At 27.1% G+C, this 16,151-nt stretch carries 16 protein-coding genes; 9 read left to right on the forward strand and 7 right to left on the reverse strand.

All coding sequences use genetic code 11. The features are described 5' to 3' along the window. Window position 1 precedes the first annotated feature (1 nt). On the forward strand, window positions 2-847 hold the full coding sequence (gene rsmI, locus Ccar_RS21160) for a 16S rRNA (cytidine(1402)-2'-O)-methyltransferase (RefSeq protein ID WP_007065131.1): 846 nt from the start codon (window positions 2-4) through the stop codon (window positions 845-847). A 366-nt stretch (window positions 848-1,213) separates the two neighbouring features. Continuing rightward, the gene (locus Ccar_RS21165; protein ID WP_007063057.1) at window positions 1,214-2,257 is read left to right on the forward strand and encodes a C40 family peptidase; all 1,044 of its coding nucleotides are present in this window, start codon (window positions 1,214-1,216) and stop codon (window positions 2,255-2,257) included. Window positions 2,258-2,421: 164 nt separating this feature from the next. Here Ccar_RS21165 and Ccar_RS21170 read toward each other — a convergent pair whose 3' ends face one another. Beyond that, the gene (locus Ccar_RS21170; protein WP_007063058.1) at window positions 2,422-2,667 is read right to left on the reverse strand and encodes an AbrB/MazE/SpoVT family DNA-binding domain-containing protein; all 246 of its coding nucleotides are present in this window, start codon (window positions 2,665-2,667) and stop codon (window positions 2,422-2,424) included. A gap of 563 nt (window positions 2,668-3,230) precedes the next feature. Here Ccar_RS21170 and Ccar_RS21175 point away from each other — a divergent pair. Further along, window positions 3,231-4,448, forward strand: a complete 1,218-nt coding sequence (locus Ccar_RS21175; RefSeq protein ID WP_007065130.1) for a tRNA nucleotidyltransferase/poly(A) polymerase-related protein — start codon at window positions 3,231-3,233, stop codon at window positions 4,446-4,448. A gap of 73 nt (window positions 4,449-4,521) precedes the next feature. Beyond that, complete coding sequence (fsa, locus tag Ccar_RS21180) at window positions 4,522-5,166, forward strand: fructose-6-phosphate aldolase (protein ID WP_007063061.1); 645 nt, start codon at window positions 4,522-4,524, stop codon at window positions 5,164-5,166. Window positions 5,167-5,452: 286 nt separating this feature from the next. On the opposite strand, the gene Ccar_RS21185 is transcribed toward fsa, so the two are convergent. From Ccar_RS21185 to Ccar_RS26500, 3 genes are read right to left on the reverse strand one after another with little or no spacing between them, the layout of a single operon-like run. Continuing rightward, complete coding sequence (locus tag Ccar_RS21185; protein WP_007065129.1) at window positions 5,453-6,109, reverse strand: hypothetical protein; 657 nt, start codon at window positions 6,107-6,109, stop codon at window positions 5,453-5,455. 11 nt (window positions 6,110-6,120) lie between these two features. Continuing rightward, window positions 6,121-6,771: a PspA/IM30 family protein gene (locus Ccar_RS21190; protein ID WP_007064296.1), complete on the reverse strand. Its 651-nt coding sequence runs from the start codon at window positions 6,769-6,771 to the stop codon at window positions 6,121-6,123. 17 nt (window positions 6,772-6,788) lie between these two features. Next, complete coding sequence (locus Ccar_RS26500) at window positions 6,789-7,343, reverse strand: hypothetical protein (protein ID WP_007064295.1); 555 nt, start codon at window positions 7,341-7,343, stop codon at window positions 6,789-6,791. A gap of 418 nt (window positions 7,344-7,761) precedes the next feature. Between Ccar_RS26500 and Ccar_RS21200 the strand changes: the two genes are divergently transcribed. The 3 genes from Ccar_RS21200 to Ccar_RS21210 all read left to right on the forward strand — a co-directional run bounded on the left by Ccar_RS21200 (window position 7,762) and on the right by Ccar_RS21210 (window position 10,871). Then, window positions 7,762-8,358 carry a DUF1836 domain-containing protein gene (locus tag Ccar_RS21200; RefSeq protein WP_007065128.1) on the forward strand — a complete coding sequence of 199 codons (597 nt, stop codon included), beginning with the start codon at window positions 7,762-7,764 and terminating at the stop codon, window positions 8,356-8,358. 284 nt (window positions 8,359-8,642) lie between these two features. After that, entirely contained in the window at window positions 8,643-9,641 is a 999-nt protein-coding gene (gene argF / locus Ccar_RS21205) for an ornithine carbamoyltransferase (RefSeq protein ID WP_007064030.1), read from the forward strand. Between the two features lie 213 nt (window positions 9,642-9,854). Further along, the gene (locus Ccar_RS21210) at window positions 9,855-10,871 is read left to right on the forward strand and encodes an AI-2E family transporter (protein ID WP_007064031.1); all 1,017 of its coding nucleotides are present in this window, start codon (window positions 9,855-9,857) and stop codon (window positions 10,869-10,871) included. A gap of 50 nt (window positions 10,872-10,921) precedes the next feature. Here the strand turns inward: Ccar_RS21210 and ispF are convergent, their stop codons facing one another. Together ispF and Ccar_RS26910 are read right to left on the reverse strand one after the other, a co-directional pair. Beyond that, window positions 10,922-11,395 carry a 2-C-methyl-D-erythritol 2,4-cyclodiphosphate synthase gene (gene ispF, locus Ccar_RS21215; protein ID WP_007064032.1) on the reverse strand — a complete coding sequence of 158 codons (474 nt, stop codon included), beginning with the start codon at window positions 11,393-11,395 and terminating at the stop codon, window positions 10,922-10,924. Window positions 11,396-11,463: 68 nt separating this feature from the next. Further along, a complete protein-coding gene (locus Ccar_RS26910) occupies window positions 11,464-11,631 on the reverse strand; it encodes a hypothetical protein (RefSeq protein WP_007064033.1) in 168 nt (55 codons plus the stop codon). 863 nt (window positions 11,632-12,494) lie between these two features. On the opposite strand from Ccar_RS26910, the gene Ccar_RS21220 reads away from it, so the two are divergent. Next, entirely contained in the window at window positions 12,495-13,436 is a 942-nt protein-coding gene (locus Ccar_RS21220) for a polysaccharide deacetylase family protein (RefSeq protein WP_007064034.1), read from the forward strand. 24 nt (window positions 13,437-13,460) lie between these two features. Here the strand turns inward: Ccar_RS21220 and rluF are convergent, their stop codons facing one another. After that, window positions 13,461-14,195, reverse strand: coding sequence for a 23S rRNA pseudouridine(2604) synthase RluF (rluF, locus tag Ccar_RS21225; RefSeq protein ID WP_237737376.1), 735 nt, complete (start codon window positions 14,193-14,195; stop codon window positions 13,461-13,463). Between the two features lie 246 nt (window positions 14,196-14,441). Between rluF and Ccar_RS21230 the strand changes: the two genes are divergently transcribed. Then, the gene (locus Ccar_RS21230; RefSeq protein ID WP_007064036.1) at window positions 14,442-15,944 is read left to right on the forward strand and encodes an N-acetylglucosaminidase; all 1,503 of its coding nucleotides are present in this window, start codon (window positions 14,442-14,444) and stop codon (window positions 15,942-15,944) included. The last annotated feature ends 207 nt before the right edge of the window (window positions 15,945-16,151 follow it).

The following is a 16,151-nucleotide window of genomic DNA, read 5'->3' on the forward strand; positions in this document are numbered from 1 at the left end:
TATGAGTATTGGAAAATTATATTTAGTACCTACACCAATAGGTAATTTAAAGGATATAACTTTAAGAGCACTAGAGGTATTAAACCAGGTAGACTTAATAGCAGCAGAAGATACAAGGCAAAGCCTGAAACTTTTAAACCATTTTAATATAAAAAAGCCTTTAATAAGTTATCATAAGCACAATGAGCAAGGTAAAAGTGAAAATTTGATAGATAAGCTTAAAGAAGGAAAGAACATAGCGTTAGTAAGCGATGCTGGAACTCCAGGAATATCAGATCCAGGAGCAGTAATAGTTTCTAAGTGCATAGAAGAAAATATAGATTTTGAGGTTTTAACTGGAGCTACTGCTGTAACTACAGCATTAGTATATTCAGGTATGGATACGACAAAATTTATATTTAGAGGTTTTATTTCAAGGGACAACAAGGAAAGAAAAAATATGATGGAAGAATTGAAAAATAGAAAAGAAACTTTGATATTTTATGAAGCACCTCATAGACTTAAAAATACTTTAGAGTTTTTAAAAAGCAATTTGGGTAATAGGAAAATATCCATATGCAGAGAACTTACAAAAATGCATGAAGAAATACTTAGATTGAATTTAAGCGAAGCTATAGATTATTATGAAGACAAAACAGTAAAAGGGGAACTTGTACTTGTAGTTGAAGGAAAAGATGAAAAGGAAATAATGGATGAGGAAATGTCAGAGTGGAAAGATTTAGGTATTGATGAGCATATAAAAATGTATATTGAAGAGGGGCTAAATAAAAAAGAGGCTATAAAGAAAGTGGCCAAAGATAGAAATTTGCCTAAATCTGAAATATATAAGTATTCAATTAATTTGTAAAAAATTTAGTAAATTAAGAATATTTTATGTTAATATATATGCATATTAAAATCAAAGCTTTGGATTTATTAATAAATTAAAGATTTTCATAGGATAATATTAACGATTTTAAAAAAATACCGCTATAACATTGAGATTTGATATAAATTAATGATATAATATAAACATGCAGTTTTTGGCTGCAAGTTTATTAAAAAAATAATTTAATTATATGACAAAAAATAATTAAGAGTAATAAATGTTTTTTTATAAACATAGATGTTTTAAGCACTTATATTAAGGAGTATTTTAGCGAATATTCTATATATATTTGAAATTAAAGCAAAAAATTAATAAGAAATCTTTTTAACTAAGGAGGTTAAAGTATTGAATAAAAAAACTTTATCTGTTGTTATTGCTTTAACATTAGCAGTAACAATGAATGGAACCGTTTTAGCTGCACCATCAAGTAGTAATCCACAGATAGCTCAAGTTCAACAACAAAAACAGGATTTAGAAACAAAAGTAGAAAAACTGGACAACCAGATAACAGAAATAATGAAACAAATAGATGGTAATAAAAAGAGCATTGAAAAAACTACAGCAGACATAAAAGCAACTCAGCAAGAATTAACTAATGCAGAAAGCAGCATAAAGGGACAACAGGATGTATTTAATAAAAGAGTTAGGGCTATGTACATAAATGGAGCAGATAGCTACCTAGGTGTTATATTGCAGTCCGATAACTTAAGTGATTTCATATCAAGAGTTGATACTGTTAAAAAAATAGTAGGTTTTGATGAAAAAGTAATAAACGATTTAAAACAAAAAAAGGACACAATAGCAAAGAAAAAGGAAGCTTTAAATGCTGAGAACAATAAACTTTTAGCTTTAAAAGCAGATAATGAAAAGAAATTGGCAAGCTTTAATAATACTAGAAGTGAACAAAAAAACTTAATTGCCAGCTTAGATACTAAGGAAAAAGCTCTTAAGGCAGCAGATGCTGAAACAAATAATTTAGTTGCTTCAGCTCAAAGTCAAGTTGAAAAATATAGCGCATCGTCACCAGCATTGTCAAGAGGTTCATCATCAGCTAGTGCAATAGTTGCATATGCGTCAACTTTCCAAGGTGTACCTTATGCTTGGGGAGGAAATGGGCCAAGCTCTTTTGATTGTTCTGGCTTTACTTGCTACGTTTTTGCACATTTTGGAATAGATTTACCAAGAGTAGCTTCAGATCAACAAGGTGTAGGACAGGCTGTATCAAGAGATCAGCTTCAACCAGGAGATTTAGTTTTCTTTGGCTCACCAGCTCATCATGTTGGAATATATGTAGGTGATGGATGTATGATTCATGCACCACATACTGGAGATGTAGTTAGAATATCACCATTACATTCTGATTTCAGTGGAGGAAGAAGAGTAAGGTAGAAAATATTATCATTAGTGTTAATGATATTTATAATACGTATAAAAGTCTTACAAGCCGTTGAGTTTGTAAGACTTTTTATTTATATTAATAACTTAACCTTTACACACATAAAATCTTTACTTAAATAAAAAGCCCACATGAGTTATCATGTGGACTTAAATTACTATTTACCTTCTTTTAATTCATTTAAACAATTTTTGCAAATATTTTTGCCTTTGTAGTTTACAACATCTCTTGCATCACCACAGAATATACATGCAGGCTCATATTTCTTTAATATAATTTGCTCACCATCAACATACATTTCTAAAGCATCTTTTTCTGCAATATCCAAAGTTCTTCTTAGTTCTATAGGAATAACTATTCTTCCTAATTCATCTACTCTTCTTACAACTCCAGTTGATTTCATTTGAAAATCCTCCTTTAACTCCATAATTCGACATATGTTTAATTAAATAATAGCAAATATGACATTAAAAGTCAATATGCTTTAAGAAATAAATTTACAAATTTCTTATTCACTTCCATCTATAGTTAATATACTACCAAAATATACAAATGTCAATATGTTTTTATTACAAAATACATTTTTTTACTATATTATAGAATGCTGATAAATCAATGTATGTAAAGAAAAACTGTGAAAACCATGTTCCTAATTATAGAAAAACAGGAATGAATAACAAGAAAAAATAAAATAGTAATTATATGGATAATAAAAATTTAAATGTCGAAAGTTATTTTAATTAACCAATACCATGCAATTAATGGTTACATTTAGCAGTAGGTTTAGATTAGATTTTAAAGTTAATAATTTGTAAATATTAAATAAATTAAAAGAGTTCGCATTTTTAGCATATTTACAGGGTAAGTTTTTATACTAAATTTTCATTATTGTAAAAAACAAGGAAAATTTTAATTGCAATATGTTTATTTATATGTGGTAAAATAATGATAAGTAGGTGATAACAAATGAATAGTACAAATGAATTTTTAAAAGTGTTAAAAGAGTCTTTAAATGAAGTAGGAGGTGAAGCATATTTAGTAGGGACATTTGTTAGGGAAAGACTTATAGATTTTAAAAGTCAACCATCAAAATTAGATATTATATATAATGGAGATATAAACAAGTTATTAATGTCTTTAGATAATAAACAATTCAGCTTTTATTCTCTAAAAGAAAACAAAGATAGTTATAGATATAATGATAGAAATATAGTTTTTAATATAACCAAAATGAAAGGAAAAAGTATTGAAGAAGATTTAAGTAAAAGGGATTTTTCTATAAATGCAATTTCTCTTAAACTTATAGAAAATAAAATAATAGATCCTTTCAATGGAAGAAAAGCCATAGAGTGCAGAATTATTCAAAATGTAAGTGATACAAGTATAGAAGAAGATCCAATTAGAATATTAAGAGGTATTAGGTTTTGTATAAGATATGGTATGCATTTTAATTTAGAAACAGAGAAGAAAATAGTTGATTTATCTTGTAAACTTAAAAGTTGTAACAAGGAACGATTATTTACTGAACTTATGAAGTTAATGGAAGTAGATAATAATGGTAGAGCTTTTGAGGTTTTGGATAATTATGGTGTTTTAAAAAATATATTCCCTTATATGGAGGAATTAAAAACTGTAGGAAAGTGCAAATATCACACAGAAGATGCATTTACTCATATGAAGTTAACTTATGAAATGTTTAAGGATGTAACTAAAGGAAGAATAAAAATAGAAGGACTTAACTTGCAAAGTTTAGAAGAACATATAGACAATTTTAAAGTAAGAGAATGTGTAAGTCTTGCATGTTTTTTACATGACATAGGAAAATTTAACTGTTATAAAGAGAAAGAAGATAGTGTAAGTTTTTTTGGTCATGAAAAAGAAGGAGCTAAGATAGTTAATGATATATGTAAAGATATGAAAGTGCCTGAAAAGTCAGCTCAGCTTGTGGAAAAACTTGTAGAAGTACATATGTGTCCATTGGAAATTTTTAAAATGGATAAAAATAAAAGAATGGAAGCAGCCTATAAGTTCTTTGAAAAGTATAATAGGTATTGTGAATTTATATTAATTATTTCACTATGTGACAACTATGCAACTTATGATTCTTTGTATGAAGACACTAGAAAGCATGAATATAAGAAGTTTATTGAAGATATGATTTGTAAATATAAGTTCCAAAAATAGTTGGAATACCGGTTAAATTTTTGGAAAATATGATATAATTAGAACTATAGTTTATATTTTAGGAGGTTATTTTATGAAAATATTCATTGATACAGCTAATGTAGAAGAAATAAAGAGAGTAGCAAAATGGGGGGTACTTGATGGTGTAACAACTAATCCTTCATTAATTGCTAAAGAAGGCAGGAAATTAAAGGATGTTATTGAAGAGATTTGTGCCATTGTAGATGGTCCTATTAGTGCAGAAGTTATAAGCTTAGAAGCTGATAAGATGGTTGAAGAAGGCAGAGAGCTTTCAAAATTACATAAAAATATAGTAATAAAAATACCTATGTGTGAAGAAGGATTAAAAGCAGTTTCAATTTTAGCTAAAGAAGGTATAAGAACAAATGTTACTTTAATATTTTCAGCACAACAAGCTTTATTAGCTGCTAAAGCAGGAGCAAGTTTTGTAAGTCCATTTATGGGTAGATTAGATGATATAGGTAATGCAGGGATTATGGTTATAGAAGATATAGCTGAAATATTTGAGATATATGGTATAGAAACAGAAATAATAGCAGCAAGCATAAGAACACCTATGCATGTTTTAGATTGTGCAAAAGCAGGAGCAAATATATCAACAATACCATACAAAGTATTAATGCAAATGCTTAAACATCCATTAACAGATGCAGGTATACAGAAATTCTTAGATGACTATAATAAATCACAAAAGTAGATTAAATTAAGAAATCCTAATGATAAAATCATTAGGATTATTTTTGTTAATAAAAAACATAATGTAATAATATGTGACATATAGTACACACAATTAGACAAAAAACAAAGTTATCAACAAACAAAGTTATCCACATTGTGAATAAAAACGCATAATTTTAGGTTAAAATGAACTATATCAAAGCATACAACTTATCCACAAAATCTGTGCACAACTTTTTGAAATCTGTGGATAAGTTGCAATTATGTGAATAAATCCACAATACATAACAATGAAATTAATTAGATTAATATTCTTCTATACTTTGAAAAGTTGAAACAATAAAATCAAATTCTTCAGGATCTGTAATTTCACCATAAGTATCTTCAGATATTCCTGGGTAATAATGAAGTATGAATTTTTCTTTGGTTACAACATTTTGAATTATTATATATTTATTATCTACTTCTACATCTTGAAGAGTTGATAAAACAATATATCTGTCATCATCACCTGTTCTATTATTAGTTAAATTCAAAGTGAAATTATCATGTTTTGTAACGTTTATTTTTTTGTGATCACAGGAGATTATTTTTGAGTTATCTTTGCAGCCTAAGCAACTATCAAATTTACAATTGGCAGTACAATTTAAGCATTGACATTTGCTGCATTTTTCTAGTTGCTCTAAAGAATCTATATTTTCATCTCTGTAATCTTTAATTAAATCCACAGACTTATCATTTTTAAATATACCTAAAAATCCACTTTTATTAATTTCAGACATTGCTGCATCAATAAGTTCCATGTATTTTTTTAAAATGTGAATTTTAGATACATACTTTCTGCTTTTTAATGTACTTTGATCTAAGAACGGTGATATGTTATCAATAGCGTAAGTTATGTCTACATATATTTTACTATATTTATCTTTTTCTATTTTCAGAAATTCTTCAGCTTTATTCATAATAAATCACCTTAGTTCTGTTTATATTTTTTTAATTCTTCATCAAGATCGGTTTCTTTTAATTTTTCAAATTCCTTTTCTAAAGAATTATCTTCTCTTAGATCTCCTAGGCCTTCTGCTAAGGCTTCTTTTCTTTGAACTTTTCTTTCTATATCATCTAAGTTTATTTTATTGCTTCCAGCATCTACATTTGATAAAATTTCGTTGACCTTTTTACTAGCTTCAGCATTATTAAATCTAGCTGAGGCTTCATCTCTATAAGCTCTAGTTTTTTCTATTTCATTTTCTAGTTCCCTAAGCTTTGCTTTTAATGTTTCAGCTTTTTTACTAGCATCTTCATAGCTAGTTTTTAAAGAATTATAAGTTTTATCACATTCTAGTTTTTTTGCAAGAGCTTTTTTAGCTAAATCTTCATTGCCCTTACTCATAGCAAGTTTAACTTTTTCATCAAAATCTTCTGAATCCCTTTTTGCAGTAGCCATTTTCTTCTCAATTTCATGAACATTACCTAAGATTTGAGCGGAAGATAATTTAGCTTTATTTAAACTTTCCTCCATATCCCTAATCTTTTGGTCTAAAAGTTCAATTGGATTTTCAACCTCATCCAAAGCATTATTAACCTTAGCTTTAAACATGTTAGACATTCTTGAAAATATTCCCATAATAAAATCCTCCTTAATTATCTTCTTCTATTTTTTATTAATCTAATAATAAATAATATTATTATTACAAAGATTATAAACTTGAATATGGTTCCTAAAAAGCTTCCGGTGCTGTAACCATAACCGGAACTATATCCATGTCCCCAAGGGATTGGTATAGGTATTGGAATAGGTAAAAATGATCGTCTACTTCCACTATCGTAACTTCGAGATGTTCCACTATTTGAACTACTGTTTGATGTTTGTGAATTAGAGTTTCCCGAAGAGGACTTAGGTGAATTTGAAAAATTTCCGGATTTAAAATCCCCATTTGAGGATTTAGAGCTTCCCGATGAAGACTTAGATGACGAAGAACTTCCAGAACTACTAGAAGATTTAGGGGAAGAGAAGCTTCCGGATTTAAAACTACCACCTGAACTTTTGGAACTTCCTGATCCTTTAGCATAGGCTATAGTATAATTATTATTTACACCTAAGGTACTTGCTAATTGAGGATTAAAAATATCTGTTGATAAGAATAAAAAAGCAAGTAATAAGCATATAAAAAATCTTTTCTTATTTATTTTGTTCACCCCCCAAGAAAATAGGATTGCTTTTTATTATATGTTAGCATATTATACTGTATTATTGGATAGAAATAATAATAAATTTTATTAATTTGAGTATAAAATTATTATATAGTATAATATACTTTATAACAATATTTAAAATAGCTCATTTAAGTGAAATTATAACTTTTTAAACTGATTATTAAGTGTAAGGATAAGAATAGCATCATATAGCTTAAGATTTTAATGTAATATGCAATGTAATGCATAATTTTTTAAGTTGTAAAGAGTTTATATATACCTTATAATATAAATGTACGGAAGTATATATAGAATATAAGTTAATATAAAATGTGTTAATAATAATAATTATAAAGGAAAGGCGGTGAAAATTTGGTTCTTATTTTACAATTAAAAATAAATTAAGAATCAAAGTTATTATATGGAAAAAGATAAATTTACTATAGATTGCATAGATGAGATTGCTAAGGATATATCTAAAAATACTATAGTTTCTTATGAAGATTTGCCAAGATATGATTTATTTTTATCACAGGTCATAGATTATCTTAATGATAAATTTTTAGATGAAAAATATACTAATAATATAGTTCAAAATTATATTAAAAATGAAATCATATCAAAACCAGAGGATGGAAAGAAGAGGGGATATACTAAGTTGCATTTAGCACAGCTAGTACTCCTTAGTTATATGAGACCAATACTTACTACTCAGGAAATAAAAAAAGTTTTTTGCTTAGCTTTTAATGATATAAATGACAGGGACGATGATATTATATCCTGGGAAAAAGCTTATAAAAATTTTTCAGATATACAACAAGATAGTTTCGAAGAATTTATATCAAAGCAGCATTTTGATGGAGATAAGATTGATAAGATTGTAGAGAATATGAATTTAAAAAAAGAGGAGCAAGAACGAATAAAGGTCTTTTTTATAGTAATGACTTTAATTTGTCAGGCTAGTGCTATAAAAAAATTAGTACAAAATATAGTAGATAATTATGAAAATAATATTTAAGTTTATAGAAATATAGTATAGGTGCTGTATAACTTCAGATTTATTGTATAAATATTTATTAAAAATTAACTAGGTGAATTTGAACTACACTCAATTAAATTAGTAGAGTGCAGTTTAAATTTACCTAGTTTTTTTGTTTATGAAATAAAAAATAAGATATTTAAGTAAAATATACTAGAAATTTTTTAAAATATAATATATAATATATGTATAAATATACAAAAGAAAGAATAATTATAATCTCAAATAGATTAGAAATATATAAATATAAAGGGGGTATTTAAGTGTTTAATTTAAAGAATAGAAGTTTTTTAACTTTAATGGATTTTACACCTAAAGAAATAAATTTTTTAATAAACTTAGCAAAGGAACTAAAGAATGCAAAATATGCAGGAACTGAAAAACAGATGCTTAAGGGAAAAAATGTAGTATTGTTATTTCAAAAGGATTCTACAAGGACTAGATGTGCTTTTGAAGTTGGGGCAATGGATCAAGGTGCAAATGTTACATACATTGGACCTACAGGCAGCCAAATGGGAAAAAAGGAATCTATAGCAGATACTGCAAGGGTTTTAGGAAGAATGTATGATGGTATAGAATATAGAGGGTACAGTCAAAAAGTTGTAGAAACTTTGGCAAAATATTCAGGAGTACCTGTATGGAATGGGTTAACTGACGAGGATCATCCAACCCAAGTTTTAGCAGATTTCTTAACTATAAAAGAAAATATTCACAAACCATTAAATCAAGTAAAATTTGCATATATTGGTGATGGTAGAAACAATATGGCCAATGCTCTTATGATAGGTGCGTCAAAGATGGGGATGGACTTTAGAATAGTAGCTCCAAAAGAATTATTTCCACATTCAGATATATTAGAAAAATGTAGTATAGTTGCTGAACAAAATGGAGGAAGTATAACCATTACAGATGATATAGTAAAAGGTGTAGAGCATGCAGACGTGATATATACGGATGTTTGGTTATCAATGGGTGAACCAGAAGAAGAATGGGAAGAACGTATAGAGCTTTTAAAGCCATATCAGGTAAATATGGATATGATAAAAAATACTCTTAACGAAAATGTAAAGTTTCTTCATTGCTTGCCAGCATTTCATGATACAAGTACTAAAGTAGGACAACAAATATACGACAAATATGGACTAGAGTGTATGGAAGTTACTAATGAAGTATTTGAAAGTAAACATTCATTGGTATTTGATGAAGCTGAAAATAGAATGCATACAATAAAAGCAGTCATGGTAGCGACTTTAGGAAAGTAAAATAGTATTAATGTTAAATTAACGAATTTATTAAAAACCCTATGTAAAAGGTAATAGTTACATAGGGTTTTACTATGTAAGTTAGTGGAAAATCAATGCATAAAATTACTTGAATTTTGAAGATTAGGAGGTAATATTGACGTATGTTATTATTAAAAGTAAAATTAAATAAAGGGATTTGATAATTATGTATATACATGGAGATGATAATAGATGAATTTTCTTAGAGAAATATTGAGAAAAGAAACAACTAAGGAAATATCAGTTTTTATAATTGTAGCAATACTTATTTATGCATTAAAAAATATTATTGATTTATTTTTGTTAACATTTTTATTTACATACTTAATTTATAGTTTAGAAAAGATTATTATAGTTAATTTGAGAAAGTACATAAAGTTAAAAGAAGTGTTTATAACTATAACTTTATATATTATAATTTTTACGCTTTTAATATATTTTGTATATAAGTATATTCCTTTAATAGTAAACCAGAGCGTAATATTAGCTAATGGATTTATTGGAGGAAAGTCTCAATATAGCATAAATAAAGTACAGGAATATTTGTATCCTTTAATAGGGCAGGTTGATATAAAAGGTTATTTAAAAAATGAGGTAAGTACTATAGTTCAGTTTATTACAAGTTTAGGGAAATGGGGAATAAATATAATTTTAGCGTTGGTGTTAAGCTTATTTTTTATGCTTGAAAGGACTAACGTCAGGAGATTTCTAATTAAGTTTAAAACCAGTAGGATTTCAATAATGTACAAGTACGTAGTATTGTTTTGGAAGGACTTTTTAGTTTTCTTTGGTAAGGTTGTGCAGCTTCAAATGTTAATTGCAGTTACTAACTCTATTCTTTCGTTAATAATGTTAAGTGTAATGAATTTCCCTGAATCTATTGCACTTGCATTTATGATATTTATATTTAGTTTAATTCCAATTGTAGGTATTATTATGGCTTTAATTCCTCTTTCTATAATTGCTTTTAATATTGGAGGTATGATTAAAGTTATATATGTAATATCAATGATAGTACTTTTATATGCAGTAGAAAATTATGTACTAACACCTCAATTTATGTCTTCAAAAACTAAAATACCTGTTTTCTTTGTTTTTATAGTGTTAATAATATCTCAGCATTTTATGGGTATGTGGGGACTTTTGGTTGGAATACCGTTATTCATGTTTATTTTGCATATGGTTGGTATAAATCTTAATAAAAAATAAGAAATACAAGAACTACGGGTTGGATTCTGTATTTCTTATTTTTATTCAACTTAGATTTTTTCAACTAAACATACACTTTGAGAAGATATTCCTTCCTTTTTGCCTGTAAAACCTAATCCTTCTTCAGTAGTTGCCTTTACACTTACTTTATAAGTATCTATTTTTAAAGATTCAGCTATGTTTTTTTTCATATCGTCAATGAAAGGTGATAATTTAGGAGATTGGGCAATTATAATTGAATCTATATTTTCAATCATGTATCCTTTTGAATTTATTAGTTCACCTACCTTTTTTAATAATACTAAGCTAGAAATATTCTTGTAACAAGGATCTGTATCTGGAAAGTGTTTGCCTATATCTCCTAAAGATAGAGATCCAAGTAAGCTGTCCATTATGGCATGTAAGAGTACATCTGCATCAGAATGGCCTAATAATCCTTTGTCATAAGGTATATTTACTCCACCAAGAATGAGAAGCCTATTTTCAACAAGTTTATGTACATCATAACCTATTCCTATTCTCATAATAAAACCTCCAAAGTTTTTATTTATATTTTATCATAGAAAAAAAAAGGTGCATAATCATTGCACCTTTAGGAGATGTCTCGGTTATAATGTATCACTTTTTTAGTATCATTTGGATCAGATGGAGTATTTGTAGAGTTAAATATTTTTCTAAAGAAGTTTTTTAACATGGATAACATGGATTGTTTTTTATTTTTATTTTTAGTAAAATCTACGAAAATAACTTTATCTCTCATAATATTCCCACCCTTCATGAAAATACATACTATAATAAAATAATAACATAAAATCTTAAAAATGTTAAGAAAATTCAAAAAATATTATCAAAAACATATTGCAAAATTATAAGCTATATTATAGGATAAACTTAACTATAGGAAAATATTCATTAAAATTATGAAAATACATAATAAGATTATTAGATGCTATTAGTATAAGTTTATGTAGTTGCTAAGTTTCAATTAATTTTAAATTTTTCATAATTATAATTTAGTGAAACTTAGCATTAAAAAAGAAAAAGAAATCAATTGTACTGGTAGGCCTTGCATAGTACATTATATGATTTTTACATCATATATGTTAAAGTAAATATGAAAAATTAATAAAAAATGCTGAGTTATGCACAAGTTGTCCACAGAACTGTGGATAATGTGTATAAATGTTAATATATTTTGCAAGGAATTGACCTATTTATTAATTTTTTGCGTGAATATTTAGTAATCCACCATAAGTTTCACAAGTTATGAACAAGCTATCTGTGGATAATGTTGATAACATTTAGAATATATAGTAAGTTAAAGTTTATTATAGGGATTAGTTTTAAGTGATTATTTTTAATAAACATAGTGCTAAAATGTAAAAGTTAGTAAAGATTATAACACATTGCTCAATTATATCAATAAAACAATAAAAGAAAAATAACTTTTATTTGTACTAACAAGTTATCAACATATAAAATGTTAATAATGTGGACAACTTTCTAATTAAAATTTACATATTTCCAGTATAAATTAAACATAATTTATATTATAATAAAATTTGTCTATAAGAATATAATAGTGTTTTGTATATAAATGAAAATTAGGAAAGAAGTGAAAGTATGAATAGAAAATATAAAAAGTTAACATTATTAATGGTTATTGTTCTTATGATGGGAGTTTTGAGCTACAATTTTATTAATGGAAGAAAAGCAAAATCTCATAGTGAAAAAACTACAAAGCAGCAAGTTAGTAATACTAAAGAAAGTAGTACAGTAAAGAACAAAAATGAAACTGCAGAAAATAATGAAAAAGACAGAGAATTTAAAGATGGAATTCTTAAATATAATGATAAATCTGTACCTGTAATTATGTATCATTCCATTGATTATGAAGCAGGAAATGAACTTAGAGTTCCTAAAGAAAAATTTAGAGAGCAAATGAAATACTTAAAAGATAATGGTTATACAACATTAACTTTAGGAGAATTGTATAATTTTATGTTTAACAATAAACCTGTTCCTGAAAAGTCAGTAGTTTTAACTTTTGATGATGGCTACAAGGATAATTATGAAAATGCTTATCCTGTGTTAAAGGAATTTGGATTTAAGGCTACCGTATTTATTATTACTAATTGTATAGATAAGGATAAAGGTTTTTTAACGTCAGCTCAATTAAAGGAAATGCAGCATAATGGTATAGATATAGAAAGTCATACTTTGAATCATGACAAATTAAATGAATTGCCATATGATAAACAACTTGAAACATTAAAGGGGTCAAAGGAGTTTTTAGAGAAGCTTCTTAATAAAAAGGTAAAATATATAGGCTATCCTTATGGAAAATGCAACAATGATACTGTAAAGGCAGCTAAGGATGCAGGCTATGTTATGGCTTTTACTACCGAAAGCGGTTGGTCTAACAAAAATCAAGGTATATACACATTAAATAGAGTATATGTTTCAGCAAACCATGATATGAAAGAATTTGAAAGAAGAATAAGTAATTTAAATTATAATGTTAGTACTACTACTAGTAGTAAAAAGAAAGTTAAAGGGCAATAAACATAAGCTTCTTTATCCGAAAAACTAATTATCGGATAAAGAAGCTTCTTCAGTTTTTATAGAAGTAGAAGTTAATTTGTTTATAGTTTTTAGTTCGCTTGGACTTAAGTATCTCCATTTACCTACAGGAATATCTTTCAACGTTACATTCATTATTCTAATTCTTTTTAGTTTTAATACATTGTAACCTAATGCCTCACACATTCTTCTAATTTGCCTGTTTAGACCTTGAGTTAATATTATTCTAAATATGTGGGAACCTTCTTTATACACTTTACAAGGTTTAGTTACAGTATTTAATATGCTAACACCAGAGGCCATTTCCTTTAAAAACGAATTTGTAATACATTTATCCACAGTAACAATATATTCTTTTTCATGATTGTTGCCAGCCCTTAAAATTTTGTTTACAATATCACCATCATTGGTTAAAAATATTAATCCTTCTGAATCTTTATCTAGCCTTCCAATGTGAAATATTCTTTTAGGATAGTTCACAAAATCCACTATATTATTTTTGATCTTTTTTTCAGTAGTGCATATTATACCTACAGGTTTGTTTAGGGCAATATACACCTTATCATCTTTTTCTTTTTCAGTAAGAAGTTTACCATCCAATTTTACTTCATCCGTAGACTTTACTCTAGAGCCTAATTCTGCTGTGATACCATTTATAGTAACTCTTTTTTCTTGTATTAGCGTATCAGCTTCTCTTCTAGAACAAATACCTTTTTCGCTTATAAATTTGTTTATTCTCATAGAATCTGAGTTTTCATTATGGTTTATTTTGTTTGTATGCAACTCAATAAAATCTCCTTCCTTTTGTTAGTGATTTAGTTATATGTAAATTTTAAAGTATTATTTATAAATGATATCAAATTTTTTAGCTAGTTAGCAAGTTTTATATAAAATAGACGAATATTCATAATATGGGGTTAAAATTATTTAAATAAATATAGAACTTTTTTAATATATTATTACATAGAAAAAAATGGAGGGTAGATTATGAATAAAAGAATAAAAATGATTATCTTGGCTTTGATATGTTCTTTAACTATAGTTACTACTAAGGTTTCCGCAGAAGGTTTATCATTAAGCAGTCCAAAGGTTAACATTACTACTAGTAAGGAATGGACTGTAAAATTTAATGCATCTTTAAAGACAGATACTGTTAATGACAAAAGCATAACGGTGAAGGACGAAAATAACAAAATTGTACCTGTAAGCGTAACCATGGGTAAGAGTTCTGATACGGTAGTAATAAGTCCTGAAGTTTCAGGATATGAACCAAATAAAAAATATAATTTGATAATAGGTACAGACGTTCAATCAACAGATGGTAAGAAACTTAGCTCTCCAATGGAAATGCAGTTTACTACTAACAATAAATATGAGGATGGCAGTAATTATGAAAATTTACAACAAATAGTTTCATGTAAGTTTCAGTATTCTCCACTTTTATCTACCCAAAAACAGGTCTTTGCTTTAAATACTAATAATGGACAAGATGTTGAATATAGAATTTTTGTACATAACTACTCTTTAGAGAAAGATAGTTATACAGAAGTTACTAATGGGTATACTAAACCTTCTGATGGAAAAATAACATCAACAAAAACTTTAGATGCAGGAGCAGATGGTCAAAAATATAAAGTTTTAATATATGTTAAAAGGTCAGGAAACGTTGGAACACATAAGGATGTGAATACAGATTATGATAACTATTATGTTGACTATTTTAGATGTATAAATAGTGCAGATACAAATAACAATGAATATAAAAATTATGATATTTCGGTGGATCAAATGGTAGATATTCAAACAAAGTTAAGTGACAAGTCAGTTTTTGTGGAAACTAATGATTTTAATAATGCTGCAAGTAAAAATCAGATTAAATATTATTTAGATCCTAATAATTTTATGGATTCAAATGGGAAATATCAGTTTTTAAAATTAAGTTATACAGATGGTATGAATGTAGATCAAGTTAATAATATCTTAAAAGGTAAAGGAATTTTAGATGGAAAAGGACAAGCATTTTTAGATGCTGCTAAAAATAATAATATAAGTATTGTATATTTAATTTCACATTCCTTATTAGAAACTGGAAATGGAGCATCATTATTGGCTAATGGTGGACAAAAAGATAGCAGTGGTAAATATATTTTTGGTGCACCTGTGTATAATTTCTTTGGAATAGGTGCATATGATAAAGATCCTAATTATTATGGAACTAAAGCAGCTTATGATAACAAATGGTTTACTCCAGAGGATGCAATTAATGGTGGAGCTCAGTGGATTGCATCACAATATATAAATAATCCTAATGGAAAACAAGATACTTTATATAAAATGAGATGGAATCCTTCTAATCCAGGGGAACATCAATATGCTACAGATGTAGCTTGGTCATATAAACAAGTTCCTAATATGATAAAGGGAATAACAAATATCTTAGAGCAGGTTAAGGATATAAAATTAAATTTTGAAATACCTAAATTTAAATAGAAACTCATATTGTAATTAACCATAATAAAAATCACTATAGAACTTATTAAAGTTCAATAGTGATTTTTTATGTAAATGAAGGAGAACGTCCGTAGGTTTGTGTAAAATAAAATAGACAAGTAGAAAATTAATTGGAAATTACTATAGGAATTGAGTCCTGTAGTAATTTTTATTTTTTGGGGAATAACTAGATAATAAGATAGTATA

Origin of the sequence: Clostridium carboxidivorans P7 (assembly GCF_001038625.1) — a bacterium.
Classification (GTDB): Bacteria; Bacillota; Clostridia; order Clostridiales; family Clostridiaceae; genus Clostridium_AM; species Clostridium_AM carboxidivorans.